The 13,323-nt window shown below is 74.1% G+C and carries 13 protein-coding genes; 9 read left to right on the top strand and 4 right to left on the bottom strand.

Features of this window, described 5'->3' with window-relative positions; genetic code table 11:
- Positions 1-73 precede the first annotated feature (73 nt).
- From ACI79Q_RS02760 to ACI79Q_RS02730, 7 genes are all read left to right on the top strand, one after another.
- Complete coding sequence (locus ACI79Q_RS02760) at positions 74-412, top strand: YbaB/EbfC family nucleoid-associated protein (protein ID WP_456591087.1); 339 nt, start codon at positions 74-76, stop codon at positions 410-412.
- Positions 413-454: 42 nt separating this feature from the next.
- Positions 455-1,054: a recombination mediator RecR gene (recR, locus tag ACI79Q_RS02755; protein WP_456568695.1), complete on the top strand. Its 600-nt coding sequence runs from the start codon at positions 455-457 to the stop codon at positions 1,052-1,054.
- Positions 1,055-1,275: 221 nt separating this feature from the next.
- On the top strand, positions 1,276-2,979 hold the full coding sequence (locus ACI79Q_RS02750) for an ABC transporter substrate-binding protein (protein WP_456591088.1): 1,704 nt from the start codon (positions 1,276-1,278) through the stop codon (positions 2,977-2,979).
- 109 nt (positions 2,980-3,088) lie between these two features.
- Complete coding sequence (locus ACI79Q_RS02745) at positions 3,089-4,093, top strand: ABC transporter permease (protein ID WP_456588241.1); 1,005 nt, start codon at positions 3,089-3,091, stop codon at positions 4,091-4,093.
- A gap of 31 nt (positions 4,094-4,124) precedes the next feature.
- The gene (locus ACI79Q_RS02740) at positions 4,125-5,066 is read left to right on the top strand and encodes an ABC transporter permease (RefSeq protein ID WP_456588240.1); all 942 of its coding nucleotides are present in this window, start codon (positions 4,125-4,127) and stop codon (positions 5,064-5,066) included.
- Positions 5,063-6,106, top strand: coding sequence for an ABC transporter ATP-binding protein (locus ACI79Q_RS02735; RefSeq protein ID WP_456595758.1), 1,044 nt, complete (start codon positions 5,063-5,065; stop codon positions 6,104-6,106). The genes ACI79Q_RS02740 and ACI79Q_RS02735 overlap by 4 nt, the downstream gene beginning before the upstream one ends.
- Entirely contained in the window at positions 6,103-7,260 is a 1,158-nt protein-coding gene (locus ACI79Q_RS02730) for an ABC transporter ATP-binding protein (RefSeq protein WP_456595759.1), read from the top strand. Before ACI79Q_RS02735 ends, ACI79Q_RS02730 begins: the two co-directional genes overlap by 4 nt.
- Positions 7,261-7,332: 72 nt before the next feature.
- Here ACI79Q_RS02730 and ACI79Q_RS02725 read toward each other — a convergent pair whose 3' ends face one another.
- Positions 7,333-7,695, bottom strand: coding sequence for a Rieske (2Fe-2S) protein (locus ACI79Q_RS02725; protein WP_456614092.1), 363 nt, complete (start codon positions 7,693-7,695; stop codon positions 7,333-7,335).
- A gap of 120 nt (positions 7,696-7,815) precedes the next feature.
- On the opposite strand from ACI79Q_RS02725, the gene ACI79Q_RS02720 reads away from it, so the two are divergent.
- Together ACI79Q_RS02720 and ACI79Q_RS02715 are read left to right on the top strand one after the other, a co-directional pair.
- A complete protein-coding gene (locus ACI79Q_RS02720; protein ID WP_456614091.1) occupies positions 7,816-9,879 on the top strand; it encodes a TPM domain-containing protein in 2,064 nt (687 codons plus the stop codon).
- Between the two features lie 59 nt (positions 9,880-9,938).
- Complete coding sequence (locus ACI79Q_RS02715) at positions 9,939-10,697, top strand: VOC family protein (RefSeq protein WP_456588235.1); 759 nt, start codon at positions 9,939-9,941, stop codon at positions 10,695-10,697.
- A gap of 48 nt (positions 10,698-10,745) precedes the next feature.
- Here ACI79Q_RS02715 and ACI79Q_RS02710 read toward each other — a convergent pair whose 3' ends face one another.
- The 3 genes from ACI79Q_RS02710 to ACI79Q_RS02700 are packed head-to-tail and all read right to left on the bottom strand — an operon-like array spanning position 10,746 to position 13,187.
- Positions 10,746-11,180 (bottom strand): PPOX class F420-dependent oxidoreductase, encoded by a 435-nt coding sequence (locus ACI79Q_RS02710; protein ID WP_456588234.1) that lies wholly within the window; start codon positions 11,178-11,180, stop codon positions 10,746-10,748.
- Positions 11,181-11,194: 14 nt separating this feature from the next.
- Positions 11,195-12,163 (bottom strand): pirin family protein, encoded by a 969-nt coding sequence (locus ACI79Q_RS02705; RefSeq protein ID WP_456614090.1) that lies wholly within the window; start codon positions 12,161-12,163, stop codon positions 11,195-11,197.
- 10 nt (positions 12,164-12,173) lie between these two features.
- Positions 12,174-13,187: a pirin family protein gene (locus tag ACI79Q_RS02700; RefSeq protein ID WP_456614089.1), complete on the bottom strand. Its 1,014-nt coding sequence runs from the start codon at positions 13,185-13,187 to the stop codon at positions 12,174-12,176.
- Positions 13,188-13,323: the final 136 nt, after the last annotated feature.

Raw genomic sequence — 13,323 nt, 5'->3', positions numbered from 1 at the left:
CGACCAGCTCCTCGACGCAGGCGGCCCGGGCGGCGCGCCGTCCCCTGTCGCAGGCTCGGCCTACTCTCATGGCATGTTCCCCGGAGGCCAGCAGCCCGACCTGTCGCAGCTCATGAAGCAGGCGCAGCAGATGCAGCAGCAGCTCGCCGCCGCCCAGCAGGAGCTGGCGGCCACCGAGGTCACCGGCACCGCCGGCGGCGGCCTGGTCTCGGCGACGATGACCGGCGACGGCGACCTCACCGCGGTCACCATCGCGCCGGACGCCGTCGACCCCGACGACCTGGAGACCCTGCAGGACCTCGTCGTCGCGGCCGTCCGCGACGCCAAGCGCGCCGCCGACGAGCTGACCGCCAGCCGCATGGGGCCGCTGGCCGGCGGCCTGGGCGGCGGCATGGGGCTGCCCGGCCTCTGATCGGGCGCGCCCGCCCGATCCACTTCGCAGCAGAGGAGCACCGTGTACGAGGGTGCCGTCCAGGACCTGATCGACGAGCTCGGTCGCCTGCCCGGCGTCGGGCCCAAGAGCGCCCAGCGCATCGCCTTCCACCTGCTGTCGTCCGAGTCGGCTGACGTCAGCCGCCTGGTGGCCGCCCTGACCCGGGTGCAGGAGTCCGTCCGCTTCTGCGTGACCTGCTACAACGTCGCCGAGGCGGAGCAGTGCCGCATCTGCCGCGACCCGCGCCGGTCCGACGACGTCCTGTGCGTGGTCGAGGAGCCCAAGGACGTCGTCGCGATCGAGCGCACCCGCGAGTTCCGCGGCCGGTACCACGTGCTCGGCGGGGCGATCAGCCCGATCGACGGCGTCGGCCCGGACGACCTGCGGGTCAAGGAGCTCATGACGCGGCTGATGGACGGCGCGGTCACGGAGCTGATCATCGCCACCGACCCGAACCTCGAGGGCGAGGCGACCGCGGCCTACCTGGCGCGGCTGGTCGGCCCGATGGGGCTCGCCGTGTCGCGGCTGGCCAGCGGCCTGCCGGTGGGCGGTGACCTCGAGTACGCCGACGAGGTGACCCTCGGCCGGGCCTTCGAGGGACGCCGCCGCATCGACGCCTGAGGCCGGCGCCTGGGCCGGGCGACGGGCGGGCAGCCGGCGGGGGACCGGTGGGTGAACGGCGGGAAAAGTCACGAGATGGTGTCGATGGGCGTCCGAGCCGCGCCGCCACGGACCCCGGCGTCCTAGGGTCGGGCTCCGCCTGGTGGACGTCCTGCACGTCCTCGGCTGCCCCGTCCGGAGCTCGTCCGGCCCGAGAGGGCCGAGAAGGCAGGTCTTCCGCGATGTCCCGTCGCTCCACCCGTGCGCTCGCCGCGTCAGCGGCAGCCCTCACGGCAGTCACGTTGTCGGCCTGCGCGTCCAGCGACCGGGAGGGCGGTGGAGGCGAGGGCAGCGGCGAGGAGCAGTCCGGCGGCACGCTCGTCTTCGGGGCCGCCGGCGACCCGGCGATGTTCGACCCCGCCTTCGCCAGCGACGGCGAGACCTTCCGCATCGCCCGCCAGATCCACGAGGGGCTGCTCACCAACGAGCCCGGCACGACCGAGCTCGTGCCGGCGCTCGCCGAGGACTGGGAGGTCAGCGAGGACGGCCTCGAGTACACCTTCAACCTGCGCGAGGACGTCCAGTTCCACGACGGGACGGACTTCAACGCCGAGGCGGTGTGCTTCAACTTCGACCGCTGGCACAACTTCGAGGGCCTGGCCCAGAGCCCGAGCGCCACGTACTACTACCAGGCGGTGTTCGGCGGCTTCGCCGACAGCGACAACCCCGGCATCTACGAGGGCTGCGAGGCGGTCGACGAGAACACCGCCGTCATCTCGTTCAACCAGGTGACCAGCAAGATCCCCGCCGCGCTCTCGCTGCCCGCCTTCTCCATCCAGAGCCCGACGGCCCTGCAGGAGTACGACGCCGACAACCTGTCCGGCAGCGAGGACGCGATCAGCTACACCGAGTACGCCCTCGAGCACCCGACCGGCACCGGCCCCTTCCGGTTCGAGAACTGGGACCGCGGCAACGGTGAGGTCACCATCGTCCGCAACGAGGACTACTGGGGCGAGCCGGCCCTGCTCGACCGGATCATCTTCCGCACCATCCCGGAGGGGAACACCCGCCGGCAGGAGCTGGAGTCCGGTGCGATCGACGGCTACGACTTCGTGGCCCCGGCGGACTACCAGCGCCTCGAGGACGCCGGCTTCCAGGTGCTGGTGCGCGATCCGTTCAACATCCTGTACCTCGGCATCAACCACGGGAACGTCGAGGGCACCCAGGCGAACCCGGCCCTGCAGGACATCCGGGTCCGCCAGGCGCTGGCCCACGCCATCGACCGCCAGACGATCGTGAACTCGCTGCTCCCCGAGGGCGCCGAGGTGGCCACGAACTTCATGCCGCCGACGGTCGACGGCTGGGCCGAGGACGTGCCGACCTACGAGTACGACCCCGAGCGGGCGCGCCAGCTGCTCGAGGAGGCCGGCGCCGTCGGCACGACGCTGCGGTTCTACTACCCGACCGACGTCAGCCGGCCGTACCTGCCGGACCCGGCGGCGATGTTCCAGGTCATCAGCGAGGACCTGCAGGAGGTCGGCTTCCAGGTGCAGCCCACCGCCCTCCAGTGGAACCCGGACTACCTGCAGGCGGTGCAGACCGGCCAGGCCGACGTCCACCTGCTCGGCTGGACCGGTGACTACAACGACGCCTACAACTTCATCGGCACCTTCTTCGCCGAGGACCAGAACAACCAGGCGTCCGCGGAGTTCGGCGCGTTCAGCGCTCCGGAGATCTTCGCCGCGCTGGCCGAGGCCGACTCCGAGCCCGACCCGGCGAACCGGACGGAGCTGTACCAGGAGGCCAACCGGCTGATCAAGGAGTTCCTGCCGGCGGTGCCGATCTCGCACTCGCCCCCGGCGCTCGTCGTCGCCGACGACGTCCAGGGCCTCGAGCCCAGCCCGCTGACGGCCGAGGACTTCTCGACGGTGTCGATCGACGACTGAGGAAGGACCCCCTCGCCCCCACCGCGCGCAGGCTCGCGGCGGGCCCCTGCACGGGGGCCGCCGCGAGCCTGTCGGGCGGATCCGCTCAGTGAGAGGGTGACGCGAGCTCGTGCTCCGATTCATCGTCCGGCGGCTCCTCCAGCTGATCCCGATCCTGCTGGGCCTGTCGGTGCTGCTCTTCGCCTGGCTGCGCGCCCTCCCCGGGGGGCCCGCCCAGGCCGCGCTGGGGGAGCGCGCCACCCCGGAGGCGATCGCCCGGTACAACGAGCTGTTCGGGCTCGACGAGCCGATCTACGTCCAGTACTTCCGCTTCCTGGGGCGAGCGGTCACCCTCGACTTCGGCAACTCCACGCAGTACGGCCGGCCGGTCACCGAGGTGTTCCTCGAGCGGTTCCCCGGCACGATCGAGCTCACCGTCTTCGCGATGATCTTCGCCATCGGCGTGGGCATCCCGCTGGGCTACCTCGCGGCCCGCCGGTACGGGAGCTTCTTCGACTCCGCCTCCGTCATCGGCTCGCTGATCGGCGTGGCGATCCCGGTGTTCTTCCTCGCCTACCTGCTCCGGCTGCTGTTCGCCGTGGAGCTCGGCTGGCTGCCCGGGTCGGGGCGCCAGGACGTCCGGATGGACGCCACCCGGATCACCAACTTCTACGTCCTGGACGGGCTGATGACCCGGGAGTGGGACGCCGCCTGGGACGCCGTGCTGCACCTGATCCTGCCGGCCATCGCCCTGGGCACCATCCCCCTGGCGATCATCGTGCGGATCACCCGGGCCTCCGTCCTCGACGTCGTCAACGAGGACTACGTGCGGACGGCGAACGCCAAGGGCCTGGCGACGGCGACCGTGCGCCGCCGGCACGTCGTCCGCAACGCCCTGCTGCCGGTGTCGACGACGATCGGGCTGCAGACCGGCCTGCTCCTGTCGGGCGCGGTGCTGACCGAGACGGTCTTTGCCTTCGGCGGGGTGGGCCTCACCCTCCGGGACGCGATCACCTACCGGGACTTCGCCGTCCTCCAGGGCTTCATCCTCATGCTGGCGGTGGTGTACGTGCTGGTGAACCTGCTGGTCGACATCTCGTACGGCCTGCTCGACCCGCGGGTGCGCGTCCGATGACGCCTGCGGAATCGGACGAGGAGCGCAGCCGATGACGGCTCTCGGTGAGGTCAAGCGCGAGCGCATCGACGCCCTCGCCGCCCGGGCTGGCCGGCTCCCGGAGGGCGACGGCGGCCTGTCGCTCACCCGCAGCGCGTTCCGGCGGCTCCGCCGCGACCCGGTGGCGATCGCCGGCGCGGTCATCGTCCTGGTCTTCCTCGTCGTGGCGGCGTTCGCGCCGTTGCTCGCCCCCAGGGACCCGGTCACCCAGTACCTGCTGTCGGAGATCCGGCCCGGTGAGATCCCCGGCGCGCGCGAGGGCTTCCCCCTCGGTGTGGACAACCTCGGGCGCGACCTGCTCTCCCGGCTGGTCTACGGCGCCCGGCAGTCGCTCCTCATCGGCGTGGTCTCCACCGTGCTGGGCCTGGTGGTCGGCATGGCCCTGGGCGTGCTGGCCGGCGCCTTCGGCGGCTGGGTCGACACCGTGGTCATGCGGTTCGTCGACATCATCCTGTCGATCCCCGGCCTGCTCATGGCGATCACCGTCTCGGTGCTGCTGGGCCAGAACCAGTACGCGCTGATGATCGCGATCGCGGTCGTCCAGGTGCCGGTGTTCGCCCGGCTGCTGCGCGGCTCGATGCTCGCCCAGCGCGGCAGCGACTACGCCGTCGCCGCGCAGGCGCTCGGGGTGAAGAAGACGCGGATCGTGTTCGGGCACGTGCTGCCCAACTCGCTGTCGCCGGTGATCGTCCAGGCCACGCTCTCCCTGGCGACGGCGATCATCGAGGCCGCCGCGCTCTCCTACCTGGGCCTCGGCGACCCGGACATCGCCCGGCCCGAGTGGGGCGCGATGCTGGCCAACGCCCAGGACTTCCTGTCCATCCGGCCGGCGCTCGCCGTGTGGCCGGCGCTGTGCATCATCGTCGTCGCGCTCGGGTTCACGCTGCTCGGGGAACGCCTGCGCGAGGCCCTCGACCCGAAGTTCCGGAGGTGAGCAGCCTGCAGGCACCGGTGCTCGAGGTGGAGGACCTCGCCGTCCGGTTCACCCGCCGCGGCGAGGCCCCGACCCTCGCCGTCGACGGCGTCAGCTTCTCCGTCGCCCCCGGCGAGACGATCGGTCTCGTGGGGGAGTCCGGCTGCGGCAAGTCGGTCACCTCGCTGGCGATCATGGGGCTGCTGCCCCGGCGCGGCGTGCAGGTGTCCGGCTCGGTCCGGCTGGACGGGCAGGAGCTGGTCGGCGCCGACGACCGGACGCTGCGCCGGCTGCGCGGGGCCGACATGGCCATGGTGTTCCAGGACCCGTTGTCCTCGCTGAATCCCACCGTGCCCATCGGCACCCAGGTGACCGAGGTGCTGCTGGAGCACCGGGACATGGACCGCGGGCAGGCCGCCGACGAGGCGATCGTGCTGCTGGACAAGGTCGGCATCCCCGACCCGCGGCGCCGGCTGAAGGAGTACCCGCACCAGCTCTCCGGCGGCATGCGCCAGCGCGCGCTGATCGCCATGGCGCTGGCGTGCTCGCCGCGGTTGCTGATCGCCGACGAGCCGACGACGGCGCTCGACGTCACCATCCAGGCGCAGATCCTGGAGCTGCTGCGCGAGCTCGTCGTCGATACCGGGACGGCGCTGGTGATGATCACCCACGACCTCGGTGTGGTCGCCGGGCTCTGCGACCGGGTGCACGTCATGTACGCGGGGAAGATCATCGAGACCGCCGACCGGCACGACCTCTTCGCCCGGCCCCGCCAGCCCTACACCGGCGGGCTGCTGGCCTCGGTGCCGCGGCTGGACTCCGCTCGCGGGGCACCGCTCACGCCGATCCGCGGCTCGGCCGCCGACGCCATCCCGTGGGCGGAGGGGTGCGCCTTCGCGCCGCGCTGCGACAACGCCCGCGACGACTGCCTGACCGAGGTCTCCGGCAGCACCGTGCCGCTGGAGTACGACGGCCCCGGTCGCGAGCTGCGCTGCCGGCACCCGATCGAGTACCCGCCGTCCCCGACCGCCGGGGCGACCGCTTCCGGAGCCGCCCGATGACCGCCGTCCCGACCGCTCCCGGCCAGGACGAGCTGCTGCGCGTCGAGGGCCTCGAGGTGCACTTCCCGATCAAGCAGGGGATCTTCTTCGACCGCACCGTCGGGCACGTGCGGGCCGTCGACGGCGTCGACCTCGTCGTCCCGCGCGGGGCCACCTACGGGCTGGTGGGGGAGTCCGGCTGCGGCAAGTCGACGCTGGGCCGGGCGATCCTGCGCCTGGTCGAGCCCACCGCCGGGCGGGTGCTCTTCGACGGCACCGACGTCGCCGCGCTCAAGGGCGAGCCACTGCGGCGGATGCGCCAGCGGATGCAGATGGTCTTCCAGGACCCCCTGGGGAGCCTGGACCCGCGGCAGAACGTGGAGTCGCTGCTGTCCGAGCCGCTGCGCGCGCACGGCATCGGCGGCGGCAAGGAGGGGATCGCGCAGCGGATCCGCACGCTGCTCGACGCCGTCGGCCTGCCCTCGGCGGCGCTGCGCCGCTACCCGCACGAGTTCTCCGGCGGCCAACGGCAGCGGATCGGCATCGCCCGCGCCGTGGCGCTCGAGCCGGACCTGCTGATCGCCGACGAGCCGGTGTCCGCCCTCGACGTGTCGGTGCAGGCGCAGGTGCTCAACCTGCTCGAGGAGCTGCAGGAGCGGCTCGGCCTGACCTACCTGGTCATCGCGCACGACCTCGCGGTGGTGCGGCACATCAGCGACGTCGTCGGCGTGATGTACCTGGGCTCCCTGGTGGAGCAGGCGCCGGCCGACGACCTCTACGAGCAGCCGCTGCACCCCTACACGCGTGCGCTGATGAGCGCCGTCCCCGTGCCCGACCCGGAGGTCGAGGAGTCGCGGGAGCGGATCCTGCTGGCGGGTGACCTGCCGTCGCCGGCGAACCCGCCCAGCGGCTGCCGGTTCCACACCCGCTGCCCGTGGCGGCAGGAGACGCGGTGCGACGACGAGGTGCCCGCGCTGCGCGAGCTGGCGCCGGGGCGGCTGGTCAGCTGCCACTGGGCGGAGGAGATCCGCGACGGCGTGCTGCGGCCGCGGTCGCCGGAGGAAGCGCTGCACGCAGCCGCGGCCGCCCGTCCGGGGCCGGCCCGTCGCGGCGACGACGACCCCACCCCCTTCCTCGGGCGGGACGAGCCGCTGCCCCGTCAGGAGCAGGGCTGACCCTGCCCCCCGGGCATAGGAAGCTTTGCGTGCGTTCTCGCACCCGGATACGCACGAAAACCTTCCTATGCCTCAGTCGGTCACCACGACGTCGTTGCCGCGGCGGACCGCCCGGCGCACGCGCAGCCGGGCCACCGACCCCAGCAACCGCACCAGCTGGGTGTAGACCGGCGTCGGCCCGTGGTAGCCGAGGAAGCCGCGCGGCCCCTGCACCATCTCGCCGGTGCGCACGTCGTAGCGGCTGCCGTGCCACGGGCAGACCAGGCACCCGTGGGCGTCGACGCTGCCCTCGGCGAGGTCGGCCAGCTGGTGGCGGCACCGCCGGGAGACGGCGAAGTACTCGTCGTCCCCCCGGTTGCCCACGGCCCAGCCGCCGGCGCGGCGGACCGTGCGGGGCGGCAGATCGGCGGCGGGGACGGAGTCGGGCTCGGGCACGCGGGTCTCCTCGGCACGGCGGGTCGGCGGCGGAGGAGTCCTACCCACGGCGGTCGGGCCGGACCCCTCGGCCGTCGGTAGGGTCGTCCGGGTTCCCCTTCACCCGTCCAGGAGGTCTCCGTGCGCCGGCTGTGCGTCGTCCTGGGGGTGCTCGCCGTCCTCCTGCTCACCGGCGGGCCGGCGTACGCGGTGCCGCCGTTCCGGCTGCCCGACCAGGTCGTCGACGAGGTCGGCGTCCTCCAGGGTGGCACCGGGCGGGTGCAGGACGTCGTCGACGACCTGCGCGCCGACACCCGGACCGACCTCTACGTGGTGTTCGTGTCCAGCTTCGACGGCGCGGACCAGGAGGAGTGGGCCCAGGCCACGGCCGAGCTGACCCAACTCGGCGAGGAGGACGCGCTGCTGGCCGTCGCCGTCGACGACGGGCAGTACGGCACGGTGCGGCCGGCCGACTTCCCGGTGACCGGCGCCGAATTCGACTCGCTGACCGACGAGCGGGTCGCCCCGCAGTTCGGCGAGGGCGACTGGGCCGGCGGCGTGGCGGCGTTCGCGGATCTGCTGCGCGACGGCGGCGCGGCCGCGGAGGAGCCGACCGGGTCCGCCGACGGCGGCTCCGGCGGGGTGGGGCCGCTGCTGGTGCTCGGCGGCCTCGCGGTCGTCGGGGGCGGCGCCTACCTGCTCAGCCGCTCGCGCCGGAACCGGAGCGGCACCGCTCTGCCGCCCGGTCGGCGGCGGGAGCCGGATCCGTACGAGGGCGTGCCCACCGACCAGCTGCAGGGCCGCGCCAGCGAGGCGCTGCTGGACCTCGACGAGGCCGTGAAGACCTCGCAGCTGGACCTCGACTTCGCCCGGTCGCAGTACGGCGAGGATGCCGTCGCCGGCTTCGACGCCGCGCTGGCGCAGTCCAGGAAGGAGCTCTCCCGGGCCTTCACGCTGCGCCAGGAGCTCGACGACGACATCCCGGAGGACGAGCCCACCACCCGCCGGATGCTGGCCGAGATCCTGGCGCTCACCGGCGCCGCCGGCGCCCGGCTCGACGAGCAGAGCGAGGCCTTCCAGCGGCTGCGCGACCTCGAGCACAACGCGCCGCAGGTGCTGGACGCGCTGGAGCCGCGGCTGGCCGGGCTGGGCGACCGGATCCCGCAGGAGGAGCAGCGGCTGGCCGCGCTCCGGAGCCGGTACGCGGCGACCGCATCCGCTCCCGTGGCGGACAACGTGGAGCAGGCCCGGGCGCGGCTGGCCGCCGCCGAGCAGGAGGTCCGGGAGGCGCGGGCGGCGCTGGCCGAGGGGCGCAGCGGCGACGCCGTCGGCGACATCCGCGCGGCCGAGGACGCCGCGGCGCAGACGGGCACGCTGCTGGACGCCGTCGGCCGGCTCGCCGCCGACCTCGACGCCGCCGCCGGCCGGGTCGCGGCCGCCCGCGCGGAGACCGAGAAGGACCTGGCCGAGGCCCGGGCGCTGGTTGCCGCCGGGGACCGCACGGGCCTGGAGCCGCAGATCGCCCGCGCCGAGTCGGCGCTCGCGGCCTGCGATACCGCCCTGCACCCGGCCGACGGCACCCCGGGTGACCCGCTGGCCGCGCTCCGGCAGCTCGAGGACGCCGACACCGCGCTCGAGGAGGCGCTCGCGGCGGCCCGCGACGCGCAGACCCAGGCCCGCCGGGCCGCGGCGGCGCTGGAGCAGTCGCTGCTCAACGCGCGCTCGGCGGTCGCCGCGGCCGCGGACTTCATCGACACCCGCCGTGGGGCGGTCGGTCCCCAGGCGCGCACCCGGCTCGCCGAGGCGCGGCGGCACCTGGAGGCAGCCGTCGACCTGGGCGGGACCGACCCGGTGAGCGCGCTGCGGGAGGCCCACCAGGCGGGCATGCTGGCCCAGCACGCCCTCGACCTGGCGCAGGACGACGTCGACCGGTGGAATTCCGGGTACGGACCCGGTGGGTTCGGCGGCGGCTACGGGGGCGGGTACCGCCGCGGTGGCGTGGACCTCGGCAGCCTCGTGCTGGGCGGCATCCTGCTGGGCGGCGGACGCGGCCACGGCGGCGGGTTCGGCGGCGGCTTCGGTGGTGGGGGCTTCGGCGGCGGCGGGTTCGGCGGCCGCGGCGGGGGAGGGTCGTTCGGCGGCGGCGGTCTCGGTGGGGGCGGCTCGTTCGGCGGCGGCGGCCGCGGCGGGGGCGGGACGTTCTAGCCCCGAACCGTCGTACTCCGGTGGGACGGTGACCTCCCCCACAACCGGAGGAGGCAACCATGCCCACGCGAGACACCCCCTGGCCGGCCGGGACGCCGTGCTGGGTGGACTACGGCGCCGCCGACCTGGCGGCGGCGAAGGAGTTCTACGCCGCGCTGCTCGGCTGGGAGTACACCGGCGGCGAGCCCGAGTTCGGCGGCTACCTGGACGCCCAGAAGGACGGGCGGGCGGTGGCCGGCCTCGGACCGCAGACGGACGGGGGCGCCCCGCCCCGCTGGACCACGTACTTCGCGACGGACGACGCGGCCGCCACGGTCACCCGGATCCGGGAGGCCGGTGGCACGGTCGTGGTGGAGCCGATGGCGGTCGGGCCGATGGGCACGATGGTCATCGCCCTCGACCCGCAGGGCCACCCGTTCGGCCTGTGGCAGGCCGGCGAGCACCCCGGCGTGCAGCGGTACAACGAACCGGGCTCGCTGGTCTGGAACGAGGCGGCGGTCGACGACCCGGCGGCGGCCCGGGAGTTCTACACCGCCGTCTTCGGGTTCCGGTTCGAGGAGATCCCGGGCGCGGAGGGCTACACGACCTTCGCCACCGGTGGTGACCCGCTGGGCGGGCTCGGCGGCGTGGTCCCCGGTGCGCCCAAGGGCTGGTCGACCTGCTTCGCGGTGGCCTCGACCGACGCCGCGGTCGCCGCGGTGACCGCCGCGGGCGGGAAGGTGCTCCTCCCGGCCGAGGACACCGAGTACGGCCGCTTCGCGGTCGTCGCGGACCCGTGGGGCGCGTCGTTCTCCGTCATGCAGGTGCCGGCCGGCTGAGCTCCGCCCGGCGGCCGGTGCGAACGGGGCGCACCAGCGGCGCCGGGCTCAGCCCGGCAGCTGCCCGTACGCGTGCTCGGGCCGGAACCGGACGACCAGCCGCCGGTCGGCGACCATCGCCGCCCGGTACTCGTCCCAGTTCTCGTGCTCGCCGGAGACGCCGCGGTAGTAGGCGATCAGCTCCTCGACGGTGGGGTCGTGCGGCTCCTGCGCGACCGGGGTGAGCTCGGCGGTGCCCTCGACGGCGACCCAGGTCCAGAAGTCCTTCGACGCCACGTGCAGCGTCACCCGCGGGTCGCGCTGCAGGTTGCGGGTCTTCGCGCGGTCGGCGGTCACCGAGACGCGGATCAGGCCGTCGTCCCAGGCGTAGCCGACGTTGGACAGCTGCGGTCGGCCGTCGCGCTTGATCGTGGCGAGCACGCCCCAGCGCTGCTCGGCGACGAACTGCAGCAGCCGAGGGTCCGGCCGGGTGGGGTCGCTCATGCCCGAAGCCTGCCTCAGCGGACCCGGCCGCGCGGCCGGAGCGCGACCGGGGGTAGCGGCGGCGCCTCCAGCCGGTCGCCGTCGTAACCGACGACGGTGCCGAAGCGCCGCGACTCGGCGTTCCACTGCTCGGCGTACTCGGCGACCTCCTCGCCCGAGCGGCCGATGAAGTTCCACCACATCACCAGGCGTTCCTCGAACGGCTCCCCGCCGAGCAGCAGCAACCGGGACGCCGCCCCTGCCCGCACCCGCAGCGCCGTGCGGCCGGTGCCCAGGTACAGCATCGCGCCAGGCTCGAGGACGACGTCATCCACCGTGACCGACCCCGCTGACGCCAGGAGCCCGTACTCGAAGTCGGCCTCCAGCGGGAGCTCCACGTCGGCGCCGGCGGCGAGCTCCAGGTCGACGCCGACCAGCGGGGTGTAGGTCCGCCCCGGCGACGTCACCCCGCCGAAGCCGCCCATGAGCACCGTGGCGGTGAGCCCGTCGGAGCTGAAGCCGGGCAGGACGCCGTGGTGCTCGAAGTGCGGGGCGACCTCACGGTCGGCCTCCGGCAGGGCCACCCACAGCTGGGCCCCGTGCAGGTACCGCGGGTGGGTCGCCGGCGACTGCTCGGAGTGGGCGATCCCGTGCCCGGCCGTCATGAGCGCCAGCTCCCCGGGGCGGAACCGCACGTCGCTGCCGAGCGAGTCGCGGTGGTGCACCTCGCCGTCGAGCAGCCACGACACGGTCTGCAGCCCGGTGTGCGGGTGCGGCGGCACCTGCATGCCGGGGGACGAGGTGATGTCGTCGGGGCCGTAGTGGTCGACGAAGACCCAGGCGCCGACCATCCGCCGGCCGAGCGTGGGCAGGAGGCGGCGCACGCGGGTGCTCTCGCCGAGCAGCACCTCCTTGCCCGGCAGCAGGTCCAGGGCGGGGCCGGCGGTGGTGCCCGCCAGCCCGCCCAGCCCGCGAGCGGGCGGGCGCGGTTCCAGGTTGCTCATGGCGTGGCTCCTACCGCTCGTCGTCCCCGGCAGTGTCACCCCGGACGTCGCCGTGGGGAACCGGTCCCTCGATTCGCTGCGCCGGGATCGATCCGAGCCGGCCGGCGGAGAAGTCGGCGAACGCGTCGGCCACCTCCTGCCGGGTGTTCATCACGAACGGCCCGTACATGGCGATCGGCTCGTTGATCGGCCGCCCGCCGAGGACCACCACGTCCAGGGCCGGCGTCCGCGACTCCTGGTTCACCGCCCCGCGCACGGTCACGGTGTCCCCGGGGCCGAGCACCGCGAGCTGGCCGGTGCGCACCGGGGCGCCGTCGATCCCCACGGAGCCGGCGCCGGAGAGCACGTAGACCAGCGCGTTGAAGTCCGGCCGCCAGGGCAGGTCCAGCGTCGCGCCGGGGGAGACGGTCGCGTGCACCATCGCCATCGGGGTGTACGTCGAACCGGGGCCGGTGTGCCCGCCCACCTCGCCGGCGATCACCCGCAGCAGGGCGCCGGCGTCCGGGCTGGCGAGCAGGACCGACTCCTTCGCGCGCAGGTCCTGGTAGCGCGGCTCGACCCACTTCTGCGCCCGAGGCAGGTTCACCCACAGCTGCAGGCCGTGGAACAGGCCACCGCTGACCACCAGCTGCTCCGGCGGGCGCTCGATGTGCAGGACGCCGCCGCCGGCGGTCATCCACTGGGTGTCGCCGTTGCTGATCGTGCCGCCGCCGCCGTGGGAGTCGGCGTGCTCGAAGGTGCCGTCGAGGAGGTAGGTGACGGTCTCGAAGCCGCGGTGGGGGTGCCAGCTGGTGCCCTTCGGCTCACCGGGGGCGTACTCCACCTCGCCCATCTGGTCCATGTGGAGGAAGGGGTCCAGCGCGCGCAGGTCGACGCCGGCGAAGGCGCGGCGCACGGGGAAGCCCTCGCCCTCGAAGCCCGACGGGGCGGTCGTCACCGACCGGGTGCGGCGGCGCACCGTGCGGGGTGCGGGGAGCGGGACCCGCGGCAGGGTGGTGGTGTCCTCGACGGTCACGGCAGGCATGCCGGCCTCCTTGGTTGAGGGCTCAACTAGTGGCGAGCGTAACCCCGGGCCCGGCCGTTGTCTTCCCCCTTCTCCCGCGCGAGATCTGCGAAGTGACCCCCTCGACGCCGGCTGATGGTCGCCAGTGTGCAGATCT

Source organism: Blastococcus sp. SYSU DS0828, from assembly GCF_054050975.1.
Note: the sequence above shows the minus strand (reverse complement) of the source record. Positions and strands in the feature narration are given on the sequence as shown.